General features: G+C 68.5%; 24 protein-coding genes and 1 tRNA gene. 13 read left to right on the top strand and 12 right to left on the bottom strand.

Annotation, left to right across the window (positions count from 1 at the left end; all coding sequences use genetic code 11):
* Nucleotides 1-108 precede the first annotated feature (108 nt).
* Nucleotides 109-1155, top strand: a complete 1047-nt coding sequence (locus G361_RS47045) for a TfoX/Sxy family DNA transformation protein (RefSeq protein WP_081635422.1) — start codon at nucleotides 109-111, stop codon at nucleotides 1153-1155.
* Here the strand turns inward: G361_RS47045 and G361_RS0118780 are convergent.
* Entirely contained in the window at nucleotides 1142-1732 is a 591-nt protein-coding gene (locus G361_RS0118780; RefSeq protein ID WP_019928647.1) for a class I SAM-dependent methyltransferase, read from the bottom strand. The two genes, G361_RS47045 and G361_RS0118780, sit on opposite strands and share 14 nt — an antisense overlap.
* A 167-nt stretch (nucleotides 1733-1899) precedes the next feature.
* On the opposite strand from G361_RS0118780, the gene G361_RS0118775 reads away from it, so the two are divergent.
* Complete coding sequence (locus tag G361_RS0118775) at nucleotides 1900-3159, top strand: amidohydrolase (protein WP_019928646.1); 1260 nt, start codon at nucleotides 1900-1902, stop codon at nucleotides 3157-3159.
* Nucleotides 3152-3703 (top strand): TetR/AcrR family transcriptional regulator, encoded by a 552-nt coding sequence (locus tag G361_RS44085; RefSeq protein ID WP_019928645.1) that lies wholly within the window; start codon nucleotides 3152-3154, stop codon nucleotides 3701-3703. Before G361_RS0118775 ends, G361_RS44085 begins: the two co-directional genes overlap by 8 nt.
* Here G361_RS44085 and G361_RS0118765 read toward each other — a convergent pair whose 3' ends face one another.
* Together G361_RS0118765 and G361_RS51615 are read right to left on the bottom strand one after the other, a co-directional pair.
* On the bottom strand, nucleotides 3704-4342 hold the full coding sequence (locus G361_RS0118765; protein WP_019928644.1) for an HD domain-containing protein: 639 nt from the start codon (nucleotides 4340-4342) through the stop codon (nucleotides 3704-3706).
* Nucleotides 4343-4403: 61 nt separating this feature from the next.
* Entirely contained in the window at nucleotides 4404-5990 is a 1587-nt protein-coding gene (locus G361_RS51615; RefSeq protein ID WP_231386915.1) for a DUF4185 domain-containing protein, read from the bottom strand.
* Nucleotides 5991-6242: 252 nt separating this feature from the next.
* Between G361_RS51615 and G361_RS0118755 the strand changes: the two genes are divergently transcribed.
* The gene (locus G361_RS0118755) at nucleotides 6243-6653 is read left to right on the top strand and encodes a hypothetical protein (protein ID WP_019928642.1); all 411 of its coding nucleotides are present in this window, start codon (nucleotides 6243-6245) and stop codon (nucleotides 6651-6653) included.
* 25 nt (nucleotides 6654-6678) lie between these two features.
* Here G361_RS0118755 and G361_RS49530 read toward each other — a convergent pair whose 3' ends face one another.
* Both G361_RS49530 and G361_RS49525 read right to left on the bottom strand, forming a co-directional pair.
* The gene (locus G361_RS49530) at nucleotides 6679-6855 is read right to left on the bottom strand and encodes a hypothetical protein (protein ID WP_019928641.1); all 177 of its coding nucleotides are present in this window, start codon (nucleotides 6853-6855) and stop codon (nucleotides 6679-6681) included.
* Nucleotides 6856-6984: 129 nt separating this feature from the next.
* On the bottom strand, nucleotides 6985-7140 hold the full coding sequence (locus G361_RS49525) for a hypothetical protein (RefSeq protein ID WP_019928640.1): 156 nt from the start codon (nucleotides 7138-7140) through the stop codon (nucleotides 6985-6987).
* A 231-nt stretch (nucleotides 7141-7371) separates the two neighbouring features.
* On the opposite strand from G361_RS49525, the gene G361_RS0118740 reads away from it, so the two are divergent.
* The 5 genes from G361_RS0118740 (at nucleotide 7372) to G361_RS0118720 (ending at nucleotide 10471) form a co-directional block, all read left to right on the top strand.
* The gene (locus G361_RS0118740) at nucleotides 7372-8199 is read left to right on the top strand and encodes a hypothetical protein (protein WP_019928639.1); all 828 of its coding nucleotides are present in this window, start codon (nucleotides 7372-7374) and stop codon (nucleotides 8197-8199) included.
* Between the two features lie 67 nt (nucleotides 8200-8266).
* Complete coding sequence (locus tag G361_RS0118735) at nucleotides 8267-8845, top strand: TetR/AcrR family transcriptional regulator (protein ID WP_019928638.1); 579 nt, start codon at nucleotides 8267-8269, stop codon at nucleotides 8843-8845.
* Nucleotides 8846-8866: 21 nt separating this feature from the next.
* On the top strand, nucleotides 8867-9397 hold the full coding sequence (locus G361_RS0118730; protein WP_019928637.1) for a dihydrofolate reductase family protein: 531 nt from the start codon (nucleotides 8867-8869) through the stop codon (nucleotides 9395-9397).
* 86 nt (nucleotides 9398-9483) lie between these two features.
* Nucleotides 9484-9891 (top strand): hypothetical protein, encoded by a 408-nt coding sequence (locus tag G361_RS0118725; protein ID WP_019928636.1) that lies wholly within the window; start codon nucleotides 9484-9486, stop codon nucleotides 9889-9891.
* Between the two features lie 136 nt (nucleotides 9892-10027).
* Nucleotides 10028-10471, top strand: coding sequence for a pyridoxamine 5'-phosphate oxidase family protein (locus G361_RS0118720; RefSeq protein ID WP_196814506.1), 444 nt, complete (start codon nucleotides 10028-10030; stop codon nucleotides 10469-10471).
* 375 nt (nucleotides 10472-10846) lie between these two features.
* Here the strand turns inward: G361_RS0118720 and G361_RS0118715 are convergent.
* Nucleotides 10847-10919 (bottom strand) — tRNA-Asn (locus G361_RS0118715).
* Between the two features lie 152 nt (nucleotides 10920-11071).
* On the opposite strand from G361_RS0118715, the gene G361_RS0118710 reads away from it, so the two are divergent.
* The gene (locus G361_RS0118710; RefSeq protein ID WP_019928634.1) at nucleotides 11072-11797 is read left to right on the top strand and encodes an aminoglycoside 3'-phosphotransferase; all 726 of its coding nucleotides are present in this window, start codon (nucleotides 11072-11074) and stop codon (nucleotides 11795-11797) included.
* A 12-nt stretch (nucleotides 11798-11809) separates the two neighbouring features.
* On the opposite strand, the gene G361_RS0118705 is transcribed toward G361_RS0118710, so the two are convergent.
* On the bottom strand, nucleotides 11810-12652 hold the full coding sequence (locus G361_RS0118705) for an NAD(P)H-binding protein (protein ID WP_019928633.1): 843 nt from the start codon (nucleotides 12650-12652) through the stop codon (nucleotides 11810-11812).
* 87 nt (nucleotides 12653-12739) lie between these two features.
* Here G361_RS0118705 and G361_RS0118700 point away from each other — a divergent pair, with 87 nt between their 5' ends.
* Both G361_RS0118700 and G361_RS0118695 read left to right on the top strand, forming a co-directional pair.
* A complete protein-coding gene (locus G361_RS0118700) occupies nucleotides 12740-13435 on the top strand; it encodes a TetR/AcrR family transcriptional regulator (RefSeq protein ID WP_019928632.1) in 696 nt (231 codons plus the stop codon).
* Between the two features lie 121 nt (nucleotides 13436-13556).
* Nucleotides 13557-14477, top strand: coding sequence for an NADP-dependent oxidoreductase (locus G361_RS0118695; RefSeq protein ID WP_019928631.1), 921 nt, complete (start codon nucleotides 13557-13559; stop codon nucleotides 14475-14477).
* 55 nt (nucleotides 14478-14532) lie between these two features.
* Here the strand turns inward: G361_RS0118695 and G361_RS0118690 are convergent, their stop codons facing one another.
* The 5 genes from G361_RS0118690 to G361_RS0118670 form a co-directional block, all read right to left on the bottom strand.
* A complete protein-coding gene (locus G361_RS0118690; protein ID WP_019928630.1) occupies nucleotides 14533-15882 on the bottom strand; it encodes an MFS transporter in 1350 nt (449 codons plus the stop codon).
* 33 nt (nucleotides 15883-15915) lie between these two features.
* Nucleotides 15916-16830: an amidohydrolase family protein gene (locus G361_RS0118685; RefSeq protein WP_019928629.1), complete on the bottom strand. Its 915-nt coding sequence runs from the start codon at nucleotides 16828-16830 to the stop codon at nucleotides 15916-15918.
* Complete coding sequence (locus tag G361_RS0118680; protein ID WP_026343205.1) at nucleotides 16827-17852, bottom strand: amidohydrolase family protein; 1026 nt, start codon at nucleotides 17850-17852, stop codon at nucleotides 16827-16829. The genes G361_RS0118685 and G361_RS0118680 overlap by 4 nt, the downstream gene beginning before the upstream one ends.
* Before the next feature lie 153 nt (nucleotides 17853-18005).
* Nucleotides 18006-18632 (bottom strand): MBL fold metallo-hydrolase, encoded by a 627-nt coding sequence (locus G361_RS0118675; RefSeq protein WP_036495222.1) that lies wholly within the window; start codon nucleotides 18630-18632, stop codon nucleotides 18006-18008.
* Complete coding sequence (locus tag G361_RS0118670) at nucleotides 18629-19714, bottom strand: S-(hydroxymethyl)mycothiol dehydrogenase (RefSeq protein WP_019928626.1); 1086 nt, start codon at nucleotides 19712-19714, stop codon at nucleotides 18629-18631. The genes G361_RS0118675 and G361_RS0118670 overlap by 4 nt, the downstream gene beginning before the upstream one ends.
* Before the next feature lie 187 nt (nucleotides 19715-19901).
* Here G361_RS0118670 and G361_RS0118665 point away from each other — a divergent pair, with 187 nt between their 5' ends.
* Nucleotides 19902-21167 (top strand): LuxR family transcriptional regulator, encoded by a 1266-nt coding sequence (locus tag G361_RS0118665; RefSeq protein WP_019928625.1) that lies wholly within the window; start codon nucleotides 19902-19904, stop codon nucleotides 21165-21167.
* The last annotated feature ends 13 nt before the right edge of the window (nucleotides 21168-21180 follow it).

The raw sequence follows: 21180 nt of genomic DNA, 5'->3' as shown, positions 1-21180 counted from the left end.
GTCCGACGAAACACGTTAGCGAGACGCACGATCGCGGGCACCGGTTGTGCTCAACGCAATCGAAATTCGATTGCACCACGGCCCGAGGTTGTGGCGTCATGGTGAGCGATGACTGGTGTACACGGAAAGACGCAGCGCCCCACGGCAACTCGCACGGCCGGCGACGGGATGAAGCTGCACCGGCGGACGATGCGGTTGGGCGGACGGCCCCACACCGTCGTCTCGTTGCGTCCCGGTACCCGGGTCCGGTTCAGCACCAACCGTTTCCACGAGACCTGGCATGTGCTCTCCGATCCGCACGGCGCCCGGCTGCTGGCCCATCTGCTCTGGGGCCTGTCGTATCAGGCGCGGCCCGGCACCGTCGTGGTCATCGACCGGCCGTTCCTGGTGCCGACCCCGTTCGACGCCGATCCGGCGGATCCGATCGTGCTGGCGCCCGGCTGGTGCACCACCCTCGACCGGTCCGCGGCCGCGGACCTGGTCCGGCGCCTGCCGCTGCACACCCGCCCCGACGGGACGGTGCGCTGGCACACCTTCGGCCTGGCGCACGGCGAATACGCACCCGGGTGGCAGCCGGAACGCGGTGGGGTGCAACGACTCGGCGGCGCGATCGTCCTCGCGCCCGCGACACCCGCCGAATGCCGCGACTGGGCCCTGGGCACGGCGCGACTGGATCCGCGGCGGTACGGCTCCGATCACGTCTATCTCGGGCCGTGGTCGGGCGGCCACTCCGGTGAGATCCAGATCTTCCGCCGCTTCCACGGCATGCTCGGCGAGGCCCGGACCGCGCGCGGGCAGGTGCTCGACACCGGTTGTGCCCCGGCCGATCCCGGCGATCTCCGGGCCGCGGTGTGGGATCGCGCCGATGTGGTGAGCGGCCGGGCGTATCTGCGCGTGCGGGTGTTCGCCGACGGGCGGTACCGGCTGGGCCGCCACGCCGCCGAATGGCTGGCCACCGCCGATGTGCATTCGCTCGACGATCTCGCGAGAATCGGTGCGGCCGAGGCCTATCGGCGCATGCGGGCGGCCGGTGTGTGCGGCCTGTCGCCGCGCATGCTGTCGGCGATGGAGGCGGCCGTACACGAATTTGCCGGTGCCGGCGGGGTATCGCCGATCCGGCGGGACGAACTGCGCACAGCGGTCAGGGCCGGTTGATCGTCGCGAACCAGGCCGAGGCGCCGTGTTCGTGGAAATTGGTGCGGATCCGATCCTGTTCCAGCGCAACGATTCGCCAGCCGGCCGCGGGGGAGAAGGCCGCCGTCAGCTCGGCGCGGGTCACCGGATGCGGTCCGAGCTCCGGCCCGATATCGCTGAGGCACAACAGATACAGGGTGCCGCCCGGCCGGATCACCGATGCCAGGCTCGCCAGATAGACCGGCCGCTCGGTGGCGTCGAAGGTGTGGAACAGCCCGCAGTCCAGGACGGTGTCGAAATCGCGGTGCAGCCGATCCAGATGCAGTGCGTCGGCGGTCGCGAATTCGGCCGCGAGGCCGCGGGCGGCGGCCTTCTCCCGGGCGAGCGCCAGCGCGGTCTCGGCCACATCGACACCCAGGACCGGTACGCCGGTCGCCGCGATGTGCAGGGTGTTGTCACCGCTGCCGCAGCCCGCGTCGAGCACCGATCCGGTGAATCCGCCCGCGGCCGCGGTCCGTACCACCGCCGGTTGCGGTGCGCCGACGTCCCAGGGCGCCGGGCCGTCGCGGTAGGAATCGTCCCAGGGGCGGCCGGACATACGTTCGTGGCTGGTCGGTGGCCGTTCGGGGATCGGCACGTGCGCACTCCTTCCGGGAGGCGGTCGGGTCGTCTCATCCTGGCATCGGTGTGGGTGCGCGCGCCTTGTTTCCGGCCCGCCGATATGTACCATTGGTACGCCAGCGCCGCCGAGAGTGAGGAACGTCCATGCCGGAGATCACCGTGGCGGGCATCGCCGAGCTCAGCGCCGGTCTCGCCGATTTCTATCGTGACCTGCATCGGCATCCGGAACTCTCACTGCACGAACAGCGCACCGCCGGCCTCGTCGCGGATCGGCTGCGCGGACTCGGCTACGAGGTGACCGAGCGGGTCGGCGGCACCGGCGTGGTCGGCCTGCTGCACAACGGCGACGGCCCGGTGGTGATGCTGCGCGCGGATATCGACGCGCTGCCCGTCGAGGAGAAGACCGGCCTGCCGTACGCGAGCACCGTGCGGGTCACCGACGAACAGGGCCACGAGGTCCCGGTCATGCACGCCTGCGGCCACGATATGCACACCACCTGCCTGCTCGGCGCCGCCGCCGTGCTCGCGGATCGGCGCTCGGCCTGGTCCGGCACCCTGCTGCTGGTCTTCCAGCCCGCCGAGGAACTCGCCCGCGGCGCCCGGGACATGGTCGGCGACGGCCTGTTCGAGCGCTTCCCGAGGCCCGATATCGTGCTCGGCCAGCACGTGGGCCCGCTGCCGGCCGGGATGATCGGCCACGCCAGCGGTTCGATCATGGCCGCGTCGGACACGGTGAACGTGGTGCTGCACGGCCGCGGCGGCCACGGCTCCCGCCCCGAGGCCGGGGTGGATCCGGTCCTGATGGCCGCCAACGTGGTGACCCGCCTGCAGGGCATCGTCGCCCGCGAGGTCGCGCCCGCCGAGACCGCGGTGGTCACCGTCGGCCGCCTGCAGGCCGGGACGAAGGACAATGTCATCCCCGACACCGCGGAACTCGGGATCAACATCCGCACCTATTCCCCGGCGGCCCGCACCCTGGTCCGATCCTCGGTGGAGCGCATCGTCCGCGCCGAATCCGACGCCAGTGCGGCCCCGCAGCCCCCGGACCTGGAATGGACCAACGCCGCCCCGATCCTGGTCAGTGATCCGGACGCGACCGCGCGGACCGTGGCCGCCTTCACCGAGCATTTCGGCGCGCACCGCCTGCTGTCGCTGCCGACGATCACCGCCAGCGAGGACGTCGGCGTCTTCGGCGAGGCCGCGAAGGTGCCGACGGTGTTCTGGTTCTGGGGCGGACTGGATACCGACACCGTCATGGCGGCCCTGCAGGACGGCCGATTCGACTCGCTCCCGGCCAACCACTCACCACATTTCGCGCCGGTCATCGAGCCGACCCTGAGCACCGGCATCGAAACCCTGGTCGTCGCCGCCGGTCTCTGGCTCGGCCGCGCCGGCGATGAGTGAGGACACCCCCCGCGCCCGCCTGCTGCGCCGCGGCGAACAACTGCTGGCCGAACGCGGCCGGCTCAGCGATCTGACCCTGCGCAAACTCGCGGAACACCTCGGCACCAGCCACCGGATGCTGATCCACCACTTCGGTTCCCGCGACGGCTTTCTCGCCGCCCTGCTCAGCGAACTACGCCGCCACGAACAACGCACCCTGCGCGCCCTGGCCACCCGGGACGACTACGACGACGCGCTGCGCATGCTGGAACGTCTCTACCTCGATCCCGCGCATCGCCCCCGCATCGCCGCCTTCTTCTACGTCCTCGGCCTGGCCGTGCAGGACCCGGCCGCCTACGGCGAATTCCTCGAATCGCTGGAGGACTGGACCACCCTGGTCACCACCCTCGGCGAGCGCTCGGGCCTGCCCGCCGAGGAGGCCCGCGCGCGTGCCGTGGCCCTGGTGTGGGCGGCCCGCGGCCTGTTCGTCACCGCGCTCACCGGCGACGACGGCGCGGCGGCCTTCGCCGAATTCCGGGCCGTGGTGCGCGTTCTCGCGCCGTGATCATTCCGGCCAGGAATTGTCCCGGATGAGATCGACGAAATTCTTCCGGTGGAAGGACGGGTCGAAATACGCCAGCACATCGTCGTTCATGGTCCCGAACGTGGTGTCCGGACGATCGGCCATACCGTCGTAGAACGCGTTCAGGATGCGATTCTTGAAATCCGGTCGCGGATGCGCCGTGAGCACCTCGGCGCGTTGTTCCCCGGTGATCTCGCCGAGATCGAATCCGAGGACGTCGGCCTCCACCCCCAGGGTCACCACCGCGACCTCCGGCGCCAGATACAACGGCACCTCCGGGGTGGTGTGCAACGCGATCGCCAGCCACACGTCGCGCGCCTGGGCCTCGGAACGACCGTGTTCCAGCAGGAATGTCCGGGCCGCCTCGGCCCCGTCCAGTTCGAACCGCCGATCCGTGGTCCGATAGGCCCGGCTCAACCCCAGATCGTGGAACAACGCACCCACACAGGCGAGTTCGGGATCGACCGCCAGGCCCCGCGCCGCCATTTTCACCGACCCCCACAGGAATACCCGCCAGGAATGGTCGAAGAGGGTGTCGTCGACCGCCTCGCGCACCAACGCGGTGGCCGCTCGTACCAATTCGGTATCGGGAATCGAGATTCCCGCGATTGTCTCGGGCATCGTTGCCTCCCATGATCGTCCGGGCCGATCCGAACAGCAGTATAGGAGACCCGTCCGGAATTCAGTCGACCCCGGCGTGCATCAGATACACGTTGTAATGTCCGTACTCCGAGACGGTGAAATACAGATCACGGTCGGTCGACCACGGATGAATGAACCCCCCGTACCCCGACGGATAGTCGGCGGTGTGCAACAGCACTGCCGGATCCGACCACAACCCCTGCGGCGTCGCCGACCGCCGCAACACGATGACGCTCTCGGACTCGTCGAGATAGGTCATCTCCCACACCTCCGCCGCGGTGTCGTACCGCACCGAGAGCTCACCCGCGATCCCGGAAAGCAAAGGGCTCGCGGACAATTCGATTCCGGACCCGTCCGGCCCCGGCGGCTGGAACGTGGGCCCCCAGAACCCGTCCGCCCAATACTGATACGCGGACTTGTTCAGCACATCGTCCTGCGGCACCCGCGCCAGCGCGATATTCCCGAACCGCCCGTTCGGCGTCCCGAACATGTAGACGTACCCGTCGTGCGGCACCATCGCCACCACCTGGAACTGCCCCTGCCCGAAGATGTTGTCCCACCGCGCATACGGGTCCTCGACCCAGGTCTGCCCACCGTCGTCGGACCAGGCGAGCCCCCCGTACGCAGTCCACCATTTCCCCGGAGTCTTCGACCATCGCGCCACCGACATGTAACTCAGATACTGCCGCCCGTCGAGCGCGAACCCCGAGGTCGGGATCACGGTCATCTCGAAGTTGTTCACCTTGTAGCTCTCGAGCACCTCCGCGGCGTGGCAGGGCCCGTCCGACACCATGCTGTCGAACGACATCCCGTGCGCGAGATCATGATCCGAGCTGAACGCGAGAACGTTGCTCCGCCAATCGGTTCCGCTGGGCCCGCCGTCCTCGAACCCCTGCCCGAAGGTGTCCCCGAACGCCACCGCCACCTGCCCCGGCGCGGATTCCCACATCAGCCCCAGATCGGTTCCGCCGACCTGCCACCGGCTGTCGGTCCGATTCTGCGATCCGGGCCCGGTCAACTGCGTCACCGGAAAGACATCGTGCACCCGAGGCGCCGCCACCGGCCGGCTCACCGGCGCCGGCTGCACCGGCGGATGTACCACCGGCGGCACCGGCCCCGGCCGCGGCCCGGTCACATCCGGCCCCAGCAGATTCAACGGCACCGGAATGGTTTCCGGATCCTCCACGATCCGCACCCGCGGAACCAGCCCCGGCGCAACGGGAATCGGAGCGGGCGGCGGCGGCACCACCGGCGCCGGCCGCGGGTCACCCGCCGGCGACGAATCCTGCGGCCACACCGGCGTCCCCGGCGGAATCGGAATCGAGGTCCGCTCCACCCCACCCGCCAGTTCCGGACACGGATTCACACACGGATCGGCGAGCGGCGCCTCCGGCGAAACCCGGGTCCGATCCGGCTGTTTCGGCACGAAGAACGGCACCACCTTCGGCACCGGCACATGCACGGTCGGCGTCGGCACCTCCGGCGCGGCGGGAACCGGCGGCGGCACATCGGGATTCGCGCGGCGCGCCACCGGATCCAATCCGGCCTCCCCGCAAGCGTTCACCGGCGCGGGCAGCCACCCCAGCGGATCCGCCGAGGCCCACTGCGTGGTTCCCACAGCGGTCACCACACTCGCCACAATCACCGCGGCCCGTCGCAACACCCGCCGACTCCTAGTTCGCACCTTCCGACCTGGGCCTACAACCTATCGCGTCCCCGGCCCACCCGGTGCCCGTACCCCGGTGAACCTGCCCCGCAACACGATTCACCCGGCTCCGCGACCCGGAAAATCCCGTTCCCGACCTTCACCTCCCACGACTTGACCCGAACAATAGTTGAGGTCCTAAGGTCGGGCAGACACCGACGAACAGGAGCCATCATGGAAATCAGGCCCACCCTGCACACCACCCATACCGACGACTCCGCCCGCGCCGCCGCCGAACAATTCGCGGCGGGCCTCCAGAAAGCCGTGGAACACGACAGCGCCGACACCTACGATGCCGCCTTCGCCGAGGACGTCCTCTGGGGCAGCCCCTACGGCGCCACCGTCGACGGCTACCCGACCCTCAACGCCATCCACCGCCGCCTCCACACCGAACACGCCGCCCCACCGTCGCGCTTCGAAGTGGTCACCGCCCGCCACCCCGCCCCCGGCATCCTGATCACCCATATCCGCAGACAGGCCCTGGACCCGGAAGGTTTCTCGGAAATGGCGATGTACGTCCTGGTGGAGCGGGACGGCCGGTGGTGGCTGGCGGCGGGCCAGAACACTCCCATCCGGAGGAATTGACGGTCGGATCGTGCGGTGGCCGGAGCTACTCCGCGGCGAGGTCACCGCGCTTCACGTTGTACGTCTGTAGGTATCGGCCGAGGAAGTGGGATCGCCAGTAGTCCCCGTAGGTCTGTGTCGTCCCGCTCCCGATTTCGCCCATATCGTGCATGCCGCCGATCTCCCGCCGGGCCTCGTCCCGGGAAATCTCCCCGCGCGTCATTCTCTCGTAGACGGCCTCGTATTCGGAATAACGTCTACCGCCGACTCGGATATAGGGGCCGCCGTTCCGCTCGATCTCCCAGAAGACCTGGACACCGAACAGCTTCGCCTCATCTTCGTCCGTGAGTTGCTACTCGGCGTCGAGCATTCGCCCGGTCGTGGCTTCCAGCCGCCGGGACATCGGCCCGTACAGGCGATCCGTCACAGTGTCGGCCGCCATCCGCAAGGCCCGCTCGGTACGTAGCAGCGACAGGCGAAACGCGTCGGTGACCGCATCACCGATCATCGTGCCCCCGAGTCTTCCCCGTCGGCGGCAACCGAACACCGACCCAACGGAACCTCCGGAACGAGATCAACTGATCGTCCGATTCTGCCAGACGGCCCGAACCGGCCCCCTCTCATGCCGGGGGAGATGCGTTCCGAACGGCGATCGAGCCCCTCGATTTGGCGGAACCCCCGACTCCGGATAGATTGCGCTCTCCCGGCCGACGGTGGCCCTCACCCGTGCGAGGATTTGGTGTTCGAGAACGCGAGCCGGATAGCGGCCGACGCCGCGCACGCGCTCTCCGAGACCCTGGCGAAGGCGGGCAGGACCGTCGCCGACAACTGCCGGCGGTTCGGCGGTTCGGCCTCCGACGACGCGAAGCTGTTCCGAGCACGTGACGCCGAACTCGCGGACAGTCACCGAAACATGTTGTCCCACAACGGCGATCCGACCCCGATACCCACATTGATCGCCGAAACGGGCTGGCACACCGACTCGATCACCCTGCGCGCGCACACCACGGACACGGGAACGGTGATCCCGCCGAGAACCTGGTCACAGGGCACGGCCAATGCCCCGCCACCGTTCCACGAAGGACTCTTCGCCAGCCGAGCCGGCCTGACCGAACTGTTCCGGATGAACATCGAAGCCGGTGTCCGGCTCGATCGCCTCGAATCACTCACCCCGATCAACCCCCACTTCAACTGTCACGGATACACGTTCAGCCGCAACGGCGAAGCAGGCTGGCTCGCGGGCCGCCGAGTCGAAGACATCCTGTCCGACAACGGATTCCGCGAGATATCTGCCACCGGCACAGCAGTTCCCGGCGACGTGGTGATCTACCGCGACGACGGCATCATCACCCATTCCGGTGTCGTCGCGGACACGACATCCGAGGGGATCCAGGTCATTTCGAAACAAGGCCCACTCTCGGTGGTGCGCCACCGCCTCGACGAGGTCACCGGTATGTACGGCCCGGACGTGTCGATCCACCACACCGCTCGCCCCGGCGGCAGATTCCTCACCCCCGTCGCGAACTCGGCGGAGACCGCCCCACCCTGGCCCGCCACTCGCCCCTGAACCGCCTTGACTTCCGATCCACCCACATTTATAAATGAACGGCCATTTATAAATGAACGGAGCACCCATGCCCCGCCCTCGCGCCACCAGCGACGCCGACATCCTCGCCGCGACGGGCCGCGCCATCGGCGCTCACGGCCCCGTCAAGCTCACCCTGGCGCAGGTAGGCGCGGAAGCAGGAGTCTCCCCGGCAACGCTGTCCCAGCGCTTCGGGTCCAAACGAAACCTGCTACTGGCCTTCGCCGCAGACGCCGCAGAAAACGCCGCCGACCTGTATCGAAAAGCCCGCACAGCACATGACTCCCCATTGGCGGCCCTGTACGCCGTCGCCGACGAATTCGCCCGTCTCATCACCACTCCCGAGGTGATGGCCAACCAGTTGGGCATGCTCCAACTGGACCTCTCCGACCCCGACTTCCGAAGGCACGCCGCCGCCCACACCCGGGCAATAGATGCGGCGCTACAAGAGCTGATAGCCGAAGCCGTTGCACAAGAAGAACTTCCACCCACCACAGACATCCCCAGACTCGCTCGCGCCGTCAAGATCACCACAGACGGTTCGCTCCTGCGCTGGGCCCTGACCGGAGCCGGCGACCCCGCGATCCTGCTCCGCGACGACCTCGACCACCTGTTCCGAAGGCTCTGATCACGCCGCAAGGAGAACCGAATGACCTTCTCTGCCACCGTTTTCATCGGCACCAGCCTCGACGGTTACATCGCCCGCCCCGACAACGACATCGATTGGCTGACCTCCCGCGGCGAAAAAGCCGGAGACCTGGGCTTTTTCGAGTTCCTGAATTCGGTCGACGCAGTCGTCATGGGCCGCAACACCTACAACCAGGCCCTCGGCTTCGGCGAAGAGAACTGGCCCTACGGCACCCGCCACGTCGGCGTACTGAGCACCACCCTGCCCGCGAACGCCGACCCCCGAATCACCGTGTACCGAGACATCGACACCCTCATCACCGACCTGGAAACACGCGGAACCGAACACCTCTACCCCGACGGCGGCCGCCTCATCCAAAGCCTCCTCCGCGCCGGCCGCATCGACCGATTCATCATCAGCGTCGCCCCGGTCCTGATCGGAACCGGCTTCCCCCTCTTCGGCGACCTACCCGAAGACATCTCACTACACCTGGACTCCGCCACCGCCCTCAGCGGCGGCTTCGCCCAACTGCACTACACAGTGCAGAAGTAACCCCATCCGTCCGACCGCGACCCCGGTTTCTGTCGCCACGCGCCGGACTGTCGACCCGGATATCATCCCCAGGAGAACGTACCGAAATGAAACGGATCGCCGTCGAGACGATGTCGATGCTCCTGGTGGCGCTCGGAGCATTTCTCCCGGTCGCCGCCTGCTCGACCGCACCCCCGTCCCCTCACTCGGCCGGCCCGACCACGACAACCCGATATGATCCATACGTGGACGACGCAGCCATTGTGGCCGACTACGCGAAAGTCGATCCGGGCATCTTCGAGAAGTTCAATAACTACCCCAACAAATCGACCGGCGCGACACGCAAGTTCTTCGATCCGAACGGCCGTCCCGACATGGATGTCATCGAACACAATATGGAGACCTTCGACGAAGCGGAACTATCCCTGATTCCCCACGATTTCTACAAGCGGGAATCGGATGAAAAGTACGCTGCCCACGAGTCATCCGTCGCGGCGACGCATCCGCCGAAATAGGGAGTTGTACGAGCCGAGAGCAACCGATTCGAGCGTATCGAGCGTCCTGCACGACGCTGCGACGAGAGTGGCACGCGCACTTTGGCGTCGGGCGAGATCATGGTGGGCGCTGATCGCACGAGGCGACAATCGAGGGGTGAGCGAACGAGATCTTCTCCAGGAGTACGTGGCGGCCGGCAAGCTGATGCAGGTGGCGACCATCGCCGCGGACAGTACTCCGCGGGTGTGCAGTGTCTGGTACGCGGTCGAGTCCGATTCGTCTCGGCTGTGGTTCTTGTCGCGTACCACCCGTGAGCATTCGGCGAACCTCCGCGAGCGGCCTGCCGTGGCGGGCGCGATCGTGGCGATCCCGCTGACCGGCATCGGTCAGACAGTCCGCGGTGTGCAGTTCACCGGCCGCGCTCGCGAGCTGGCGGCAGACGACGAGACGGCGCGCATGGTTGTAGGCAACTGGCCGGAGGTCCGTGCGGCGCTCGACCTCGCCGGGCCGTCGCGGCTGTACGAGATCGCTGTCACGGAGTGGGTTCTGTTCGACGAGGAGCATTACCCGGACGATCCACGTCGCACAATTTCGGGGTGAGTTCCGCGCGGGAGCTGTACGCGGTCATGGTTCGCGGCTTCGAACGCGTGGTGTCTCAGGACGTTGTTCCACAGTGGTGATCTTCGAAAGCCCGGCTGTTCGGCGACGCCGGCCGGTGAATGACGTGCGCTACCAGCCGATTCCGGGACAGTCGGTGAGAGCGGAGTGCGACAAAGGCCTCTGCGTATGAGGACTCTCTGGACCAGCGCCGGCGAGCCGCCGCACAACGCCAGACTGCGGACGACGTTGGATGTGCCGTCGATCGCATCCAGCACTCACATCCGCCGCGGATCCGAAAGTATCGGATACCGCGTGACCTACCCCGAACGCAATTCGACCCCCTACCTGTTTCTGCTGGTAGAGGGTCGTTTTATGCTCCCCCATCTGGACTCGAACCAGAAACCTGCCGATTAACAGTCGGCTGCTCTGCCAATTGAGCTATAGGGGATTGCTCAGGTTCGTCGTTACCGGCGACCGAGGAGAAACTTTAGCGTATCGCTTGTCTGCATCCAAAATCGGCCTCTGACCTGGGGGTATCGTTGGGAGGTCGAGGGGTGTGAGGTGGTTGCGGGGTGAGAGTCGGGCTGTGACGATAGCGGGATGAGTGCGGGGGTGCCGGCGGGCGATGTGGTGGTGCCGGAGGTCGTGGCCGCGTTGGCCGGGGGTGAGGTTACGCGGGTGGTGTGGCGGAACGAGCTCGGTGGGCTGACCTTCGTGTGCGGGGTCGGTCAGCGGCGGCGATACCTTAAGTGGACGCCTGCGGAGAGTGGGATCGATCTGGCGGTGGAGGCCACGAAGTTGCGTTGGGCCGCGGCGTGGGTCCGGGTGCCGCGGGTGTTGGAACAGGGGGCGGACGAGAGCGGGTCCTGGCTGGTCACGGCGGCATTGCCGGGGGAGAACGCGGTGGCGGCGCGGTGGCGGGCCGAGCCTGCGGTGGCGGTCGCGGCGTTGGGGGCGGGGTTGCGTGCGTTGCACGAGGCGTTGCCGGTGGCCGAGTGTCCCTTCTCCTGGTCGGTGACGGAGCGTTCGGCGCATCTGGACGAGGTGGCGGGGTTGGGGCAGGCGCCGCCCATCGACCGGTACGTGGTGTGTCACGGTGACACGTGCGCACCCAATACGCTCATCGACGACGACGGGCGGTTCGCCGGTCATGTCGACCTGGGGTCGCTCGGGGTGGCCGATCGGTGGGCGGACCTGGGGACTGCCGCGTGGAGTGCGGATTTCAACTACGGACCGGGCTGGGTCGGGCCGTTGCTCGACGCCTACGGCATCGCCGAGGACACGGAACGGCTGACGTACTACCGGCGGCTGTGGGAGTCGACCTGAGCGCGCGACTGCTCAGGGGAGGGCTGCGGTGAGGGGTGTGGTTTCGCGGCCCAGCATCTCGGCGAGATCGGTTGTGGCGGGGGCGAATTCGTGGTTGCGGATGGCTGTGAAGAGACCGGTGAACATGTCGGCGAGGGGTTCGGGGAGGCCCTGTGCCAGTAGGCTTTCGCGATAGTCCTTGTCCGGGACCGTGATTCGCTCCAGCTCGCGGCCGGTCCGGGCGGCGACGATCGCGGCCAGGTCGGCCAGGTCGGCGGTTTCCGCGCCGGTGAGCGGGGGTGTCACGCCGAGGGGTCGGCCCGTGGTCAGGGCGATCGCGGCGGCTTCGGCGAGGTCGGCGTGCGCGGTCCAGGCCACGGGTGCGTCCTCGGGGGCGATGACCCGGCCGGTCTCCAGGGCGTCGCCCAGTAGCCGGGCGCCGGAGGCCGCGTAGAAACCGTTGCGCAGCACCGTGAACGGGACGTCCGCCTGCCGGAGGATCGCCTCGGTGGCGGCATGGTCGGGCATGGGGGCGAAGGCGGAACGCGGACCGGCGCCCATATGGCTGGTGTAGAGGACGTGTTCCGCGCCTGCCCGCACGGCGGCCTCGATGGCGGTGCGATGACGGTCTACGGCCTCGTCGCCGGTGCTGTCGACCGACACCAGCAGAACCTGTGACGCGTCGGCGAAGGCGTGGGCCAGGCTCGCGGGGTCGGCGAAATCGCCGCGCCGGACCCGGACGCCGCGCTCGGCGGCCCATCCCGCCCCTGCCGGATCGCGCACGCTGACGCCGATATCGGTGGCCGGAACCCTGCGCAGCAGGTTCTCGACCACCAGGCGGCCGAGTAGTCCGTTGGCTCCGGTGACGATGATCATGGGTACTGCCTCCCGTTTCCAGTGTTACCTGTTCAACGATAACACTGGAAACATACCCGATAACAGAGACTTGTTACCATCGGAAACATGGAAACCGGTGAGGTCGCGGACCGGCATCGTGAGCGGATCGTCAAAGCTGCCACCCGGCTGCTGGCCGAGGGGGGTCCGGACGCGGTGTCGACGCGGGCGGTCAGTGCCGCGGCAGGGGTGCAGCCGCCGACCATCTATCGACTGTTCGGCGACAAACAGGGACTGCTGGACGCGGTGGCCGCGCACGGATTCGTCCGCTATCTCGCCGGTAAATCGAAGCGCAGATCGACCGGTGATCCGCTGGCGGACCTGCGCGCCGGCTGGGACGAACACGTCGCGATGGGACTGGCCGAACCGGCCCTGTACACGCTGATGTACAGCGGTTTCCGGCCGGAGACCGAGACGCCGGTGGCGCGCGCCGCGTTCGACATCCTCGGCAAGCACATCCGGGCCATCGCCGAGGTGGGCAGGCTGCGAGTGCCCGAGGAGCGCGCGGCCGCGCTCGTACACGCGGCCGGTTCGGGTGTGACCCTGACGCTGATCCGCACCCCGGCCGACCAGCGAGATCCGGAATTGTCGGTCACCGCGCGCGAGGCGGTGATCGCGGCCATCACCACCGACGCCCCGGCCGCCGCCGTACCGGCGACCGTCGCCGCCGCGGTCACACTCCGGGCCGCGCTCCCGGAACTGCCGAAGCTCAGCCCGGCCGAACGCGCCCTGTTCGGCGAGTGGCTCGATCGCCTCACACACTGAGCGCCGCCGAACCCGGCCGCATCCCGAAGCTCGGTGCGTCCGATTCCCGTTCCGTCCGGAATAGAGTGTCGTCCCGGTGGCCTTGAACCTCGGTGGACGACAACGAAGGAGGCCGGAATCTATGCGTGCGGTGACCTACGACGCGTACAGCAAGGACAACTCCCGACTGCGGGTGGGCGAGGTGCCCGAACCTCGGCTCGGTCCGGGGCAGGTGCTCGTGCGGGTGCGGGCGGCGGGGGTGAACCCGGTGGATTGGAAGGTCATGGCCGGGGGGCTGGATCCGATGATGGCGCCGGTGTTCCCGGTGATTCCGGGGTGGGATGTCGCGGGCGAGGTCACGGCGGTCGGGCCGGATACCCGGGAGTTCGCGGTCGGGCACGAGGTGATCGCGTACGCGCGCAAGGATGTGGTGAACGCGGGCACGTTCGCCGAATATGTCGCGGTGTCCGCGGACGCCGTGGCGCGGAAGCCGGCGAGTCTGAGCTGGGAGCAGGCGGGTGGTCTGCCGCTGGCGGGGTTGACCGCGCTGCGCAGTCTGGATCGGTTGCAGATCGGGGAGGGCGACACGGTGGTGGTGTACGCGGCCTCCGGTGGGGTCGGCGGGATCGCCGTGCAGATCGCGCGGTATCGCGGGGCCCGGGTGATCGGGACGGCGTCCGAGCGCAATCACGATTACGTGCGGTCGCTGGGCGCCGAGCCGGTCGCCTACGGGGACGGCCTGGCCGATCGGATTCTCGCGCTCGCCCCGGACGGGGTGCACGCGGTGGCCGATTTCGTCGGCGGTCAGCTGGACACCACGCTGGCGGTGCTCGGCAAGGGCGGGCGGCACGTCTCGGTGGCCGATCCGTCGGTGCGGGAACACGGTGGGCAGTGGCTCTGGGTGCGGCCCGACGGTGCGAAGCTCGCCGAGGTGGCGGGACTGGTCGAATCCGGGGCCGTGACCGTGGCACTCGCCGGCGCGTATCCGCTGGACGAGGTGGGTGCGGCGTTCGACGCCAGCCGCAGCGGGCGGACCCGCGGCAAGCTGATCATCGTTCCGTAGCAACGGAATCCGGGCCGTGGTGACGGGCGGCGACAGCCCGTCACCACGGCCCGGGTCAGGCCGCGACCGGTTCCGGTGTGGCGGCGGTGCGCCGGTCGCGCGTGCGTGGTCCGAACAGGGCCAGCACCACGGCCCCGACCATCCAGACCGCGGCGATGAAGTAGAACACCGATCGGTAGCCGCTCCACGTGTACAGATGGGCGATGATCAGCGGGCCGGCCGCGTTGGACAGGCGGCCCAGGCCGTACGAGACGCCGGTACCCAGCGATCGGGTGCGGGTGTCGAACAGTTCGGGGGAGTAGGCGTAGCCGAGGGCGGTGTAGCCGCGCTCGAACAGGTTCACGAGGAAGCCGAAGGCGACGATCATCACCGGCGTGAAGGTCAGGCCGTACAGCAGACCGCACGTCGCGATCACCGCGCCGAACGCCACCAGGCACCATTTGCGCTCGAAGCGGTCGGTGACCAGCGCCGCCAGATACGAGCCGAGGGGTGCGCCGACGGTCGACAGTGCCACGTACAGCGTCGAACTCTGCACGCTGAAGCCCTGTTTCGCCAACAGCGAAGGCGCCCAAGTGGAATAGCCGAAGAAGCCGATCGACTGGGTCACCCACAGCACCGTCAACAGCAGGGTCGGCAGCAGGTAACGACGTTGCAGCAGTAGGGTCCACGGCGCCTTGCCGGGACGGTCGGCGACCACCTCCGGTGCGGGTTCGGGCAGCGGGCCGTGCTCGGCCGACACCCGGGCCTCGATATCCCGCAGCACCGCCTCGGCGGCCGCGTAGTCGCCCCGATTCTCGTGCCACAGCGGCGATTCCGTCAGCCGGCGGGAGAAGATCAGCACCACCAGTCCCAGTGCGCCCCACAGATAGACCAGCCGCCAGGACCACGGCGAGATGCTCACCACCCCGCTGGCGATGAAATTGGTTGCGGGCGTGCCGCAGATGCCGATCACGATGGCGTACGCCTGATACTTACCGCGCACCGCCGAGGGGAACAGCTCGTTGACGTAGATCACCGCCACGACGGTCATCGCGGACAGGCCCGCCGAGGTGAGGATGCGGAATGCCGCCAGGGAGCCGATATCCCAGGAGAACACCGCCGCCAGCGAGAAGACCGAGAATTCCAGGGTGGTCCAGATCAGGGCGCGCTTGCGTCCGAACCGGTCCGCCAGCCAGCCGGCCAGCAGTGAGCCGATGAACATGCCGATGAACGACAACGAGGTCACCCAGGCGATCTCGTTGACACCCACCTTCCACAGCTTGATCAGCCGCGGTGCGGTGATCGAGAAGCTGTTGATGTCGGCGAATTCGAAGAAGTAGGCGATCGCGACGGCGGCCAGGATCACCTTGTGGAAGCGGGAGATGGGCAGCCGGTCGAGCCGGTTGGACGCGTTGCAGCGCTGCATGGGCTGTCCTGTCGAAACGAAAAGAGAAGGGAATCAGCTGGTTTCGTCCGGCCAGTACAACCGCATCGGGTTGCTGACCAGCAGCTGTTGCTGAAGTTCCGCCGTCGGGGCGATGTGCGGAATGTGGTCGACGAGCAGGCCGTCGTCGGGCATGTGATCGGTGAGGTTGGGATGTGGCCAGTCGGTGCCCCAGAGCACCCGGTCCGGGAACTCCTCGACCACCCGGCGCGCGAACGGCACCACATCGCGGTACGCGTCGCGCTCACCGTGCAGCGCGGGTGGCCCACTGACCGAAAGACGTTCCGGGCAGCTGACTTTCACCCATACATCGTTGTGTTCGGTGAAGCGCAGGAAGCCGGTGAACTCCGGGCCGTCCAGCGGCGCGGTGACATCGGGACGGCCCATGTGGTCGACCACCAGCGGGGTCGGCAGGGTCGCGAAGAAGTCCGCCAGTTCGGGCAGGTCGGCGGCCTCGAAGTAGATCACGATGTGCCAGCCCAGCGGGGCGATCCTGGCCGCGATCACCGCCAGGTCGTCCTTGGGGGAGGTGTCGACCAGGCGTTTCAGGAAGTTGAACCGCACCCCGCGCACCCCGGCCGCGTCCAGTTCGCGCAGCTGCGCGTCGGTGACGTCGGGCCGCACGGTCGCGATGCCGCGCGCTCGGGCGCTCGCGGCGCGGACCGCATCGACCATGGCCCGGTTGTCGGCGCCGTGGCAGGTGGCCTGCACGATCACATTGCGAGAGACGCCGAGATGGTCACGCAGCGCGAACAATTGGGTCCTGCTCGCGTCGCAGGGGGTGTACTTGCGTTCGGGCGCATAGGGAAACTCGTCACCCGGGCCGAACACGTGGCAGTGCGCGTCGACCGCGCCGGCGGGGAGCACGAATCGCGGTGTGCTGGGGTCGGCGTACCAGTCCAGCCAGCCTTCGGATTTCGTGAAGGTCATCGGCCCTGCTCCGACAGGCGAGCGTCCAGGCGCGGGTAGACCGTGCGGGTGTTGCCCGAAAGTACCGCCGCCAGATCGGTTTCGGGCAGTCCGGCCGCGGTCACGTAACGCCGGGTGTCGTCGAAGTGGTGGCCGGTGCGCGGATCGATGTCGCGGACCGCGCCGATCATCTCCGAGGCGAACAGCACGTTCTTCGTCGGAATCACGTTCAGCAGCAGGTCGATTCCCGGCTGGTGGTACACGCAGGTATCGAAGAACACGTTGTGCATGAGGTGCTCCTCCAGCTCCGGCTTCTTCGAAGCCATTGCCAGACCACGGAATCGGCCCCAGTGATAGGGCACCGCGCCGCCGCCGTGCGGGATCACGAACTTCAGCGTCGGGAAGTCGGCGAACAGATCACCCTGGAGCAGCTGCATGAACGCGGTGGTGTCGGCGTTCAGATAGTGCGCGCCGGTGGTGTGGAAGGCCGGGTTGCAGCTGGTCGACACGTGGATCATGGCCGGGATGTCGTATTCGGCCATCTTCTCGTAGATCGGGTACCAGGACCGGTCGGTCAGCGGCGGCGCGGTCCAGTGGCCGCCGGAGGGATCCGGGTTCAGATTGATCGCGACCGCGCCCAATTCCGCTACGCTGCGGACCAATTCGGGAACGCAGGTGGCCGGGTCGACCCCCGGGGACTGCGGCAGCATGGCCGCCGGCGCGAACCGGTCCGGGAACAGCGCGCTCACCCGGTGGCACAGGTCGTTGCACAGGGCCGCCCACTGCGCGGAGATCGCGAAGTCGCCGAGGTGATGGGCCATGAAGGAGGCGCGCGGGGAGAAGACGGTGAGGTCGATCCCGCGCTCGTCCATCAGCCGCAGCTGATTGGACTCGATGCTCTCCCGGAGTTCGTCGTCGCCGATCCGCAGTTCGTCCGGCGAGGGCGCCACGCTCGGATCGGTGATGCCCGCGATCTGCCGATCACGCCAGGCTTCCAACGCCGGTGGCGCGGTCGTGTAGTGGCCGTGGCAGTCGATGATCATCGGGTGCACTCCATGGTTGCTGAGGCTGTTACACAGCCAACATAACCGTCGCCAAGATTGTTGACAATATGGTCCCATGAATTTCCGGTGATGAATATCGGCTATGGCCGGGACGGCGCCGGGGGATGCGGTCCCCGGCGCCGTCCCACGCCGTCAGTGCCCGCGGGCGATCCATTCGGCCAGGTGCGGGGCCTCGGTGCCGACCGTGGTGCCGTCGCCGTGGCCGGTGTGCACCGTCGTCTCCTCGGGGAGAGTCAGGACACGTTCCCGGATCGAGTCGATGATCTCCGGGAAGCTCGAGAACGAGCGTCCGGTCGCCCCGGGACCGCCGGAGAACAGCGTATCGCCGGAGAACAGCACCCCGGCCTCGGGCGCGTACAGGCAGGTCGAGCCGGGGGAGTGACCCGGTGTGTGGATCACCCGCAACTCGGTGCCGGCCACCGGGATGCGCTGGTCGTGCTCGAGCGGCGCGTGTGTCACCCCGGCGTGGGTCTGCTCCCACAGCACGTCGTCGCCGGGATGCAGCAGGATCGGCGCGTCGAGGGCCGCCGACAGCTCCGGCGCGACGGTCACGTGGTCGTTGTGCCCGTGCGTGCACACCACGGCCACCACCCGGCGGCCGCCGACGGCGTCGACGATCGGCGCCGCGTCGTGTGCGGCGTCGATCACCACCACCTCGGCGTCGTCGCCGACCACCCAGATGTTGTTGTCCACCGCCCAGGCGCCGCCGTCGAGGGCGAAGGTGCCCGAGGTGACCACCCGATCGATGCGCAGGCTCACCACACCACCACCGAGCGCAGCACCTCGCCGCGGTGCATGGTCTCGAAGGCCTTCTCCACGTCGCCGAGGCCGATGCGCTCGGTGACGAACTTCTCCAGCGGCAGCCGTCCCTGCCGGTACAGGTCGATCAGCACCGGGAAGTCGCGCTCCGGCAGGCAGTCGCCGTACCAGGACGATTTCAGCGAACCGCCGCGGGAGAAGAAGTCGATCAGCGGCATGTCGAGCGTCATGTCCGGGGTGGGCACCCCGACCAGCACCACGGTCCCGGCCAGGTCGCGGGCGTAGAACGCCTGCTTCCAGGTCTCCGGGCGGCCGACCGCGTCGATCACCACGTCGGCGCCGAATCCGTCGGTGATCTCCTGGATCGCCTCGACGGCGTCGACCTCGGCGCTGTTGATCGTGTGGGTGGCGCCGAGTTCCGCGGCCCAGGCCAGCTTCCGCGCGTCGCGGTCGACGGCGATGATGGTGTGCGCGCCGACCAGCCGGGCGCCCGCGATCGCCGCGTCGCCCACGCCGCCGCAGCCGATCACCGCGACCGAATCGGTGCGATCCACCCCGCCGGTGTTGATCGCCGCGCCGAGTCCGGCCATCACACCGCAGCCCAGCAGCCCGGCGACCGCCGGATCGGTGTTCGGATCGACCTTGGTGCACTGTCCGGCGTGTACCAGCGTCTTGTCGGCGAACGCCCCGATACCCAGCGCCGGGGTGAGCTCGGTGCCGTCGGCCAGCGTCATCTTCTGCGGCGCGTTGAAGGTGTCGAAGCAGTACTGCGGCCGCCCGCGCTTACACGCCCGGCACTGCCCGCACACCGCTCGCCAGTTCAGGATGACGAAATCGCCGGGCGCCACCGATGCCACGCCGGGTCCGACACTCTCGACGGTGCCCGCGGCCTCGTGCCCGAGCAGGAACGGGAATTCGTCGTTGATCCCGCCCTCCCGATAGTGCAGGTCGGTGTGGCAGACGCCGCAGGCGGCGATCGCGACCACCACCTCGCCGGGCCCCGGATCCGGAATCACGATGTCGGTGACCTCGACGGGTGCGCCCTGCGCCCGGGCGACGACGCCCCGAACCGTTTGCGGCATATCTGCTCATCCTCCTGGGAGTGGGAACAACGCGCGATCGCATCGCGATACGTGCATGTCGCCGAGCGACATACCGCGCTGGGTCGACGCTACCGTCCGGTCGGCCAGTTCGGACCTGGCCGACCGGACGGCGGGAACTGTCCGAACGGCCAGGTGCCACCGTCCGGCAGAAATCTAGAGTGGGCAGATGGCCGGACTCGCGCGACGCACCGAAACACCCGCCGAACTGCTGTCCGGGATGCGCGAGGTGATCGCCGGGCCGCTGGCCGGGATCGCGAACCGGTTCTCCCAGCACCTGGCCGATCGCTGCCCGCACACCGCGCTGATCATCTTCACCCGCGAATGCACCGGCCGGCCGCGCAAGGTGGCCGGTCCCGCGGAGTTCATCGAACGGGTCACCGTCGACGAACTCGACGTGCTGCGGCAGTCGCTGGAACCCGGCGCGACCACGACCGGCCCGGTGCGCCTGGCCGGCGGCACCCACCGGGTCTGGGCGGTGCGCGACCGCGCCGACACCCTCCTGGTGCTCACCCTGCCCGATGGTGCGGAAGTGGCCGGGCCGGAAGAGATCTCGGCCCGCTTCGGTATCGTCGCGACCTCGATCCGGCAACAGGTGGCGCAGGCCAGCCCGGACTATCTGGCCGAATCCCGGGCCGCCTCGAGCGAACGTGCCCGGACCATCGCCGAACTCACCGCCGTGCAGGAGGCGACCCTGACCGGCCTGCTCGGGACCCTGCGCTCCGCGGATCTCGACGATCGCCGCGCTCGCGCCGCCGCCACCGAGATCGCTTCCGGCGCACTGATTTCGCTGCGCGCGGCCGGTGAATCCGACCGGGCCCGGTTCGCCGAACCGCTGCCGGAGGCGTTCGCCCGGCTGCACGCCGAGATCGATTCGCTGCTGTGCGGCCGCGGTATCGATCTGCACTGCTCGGGCCCCGCCGAGGATCGCAGCGTCTCCGGCGAGATCGCCTATGCCGCAAGGGCGATGGTGCGCGCGGTGGTCCTCGCCTTCGGCGCCGAACCCGGTCCCGAGCGGATCCGGCTCGCCTGGACGTGCGACGGCGACAACCTGCTGATCGACGCCCAGGAACAGGCCGCGGGCACCGTCGACACCGAGGCCCTGTCGCGGCAGCTGGCCGGCCGCGCGGACGCCGTCCGCGGCGCCTACACCCTGGAATCGGTGCCCGGCTGGGGCAGTCGCGTCACCGTCACCATCCCCCTGGAACACGCGCCAACCCGCCCCGGCGAACACCCCCTGTCGACCCTCAACCGCCGTGAGCTGGAGGTCCTCGGCCACCTGACCACCGGAAAACGCAACCGCGCCATCGCCGATGCCCTCGGCATCACCGAGAGCACGGTGAAGTTCCACGTAGCCCGCCTGCTGAAGAAACTCGACGTCACCACCCGTGGCGAAGCCGCCGTCCTCGGCGCCCGCCTCGGTGTCGGCGCCTGACCCGGTTCCCGCC

The organism is Nocardia sp. BMG111209, assembly GCF_000381925.1.
Lineage (GTDB): Bacteria > Actinomycetota > Actinomycetes > Mycobacteriales > Mycobacteriaceae > Nocardia.
The sequence above is the reverse complement of the archived record's forward strand: the minus strand, read 5'-3'. Positions and strand labels throughout refer to the sequence as shown.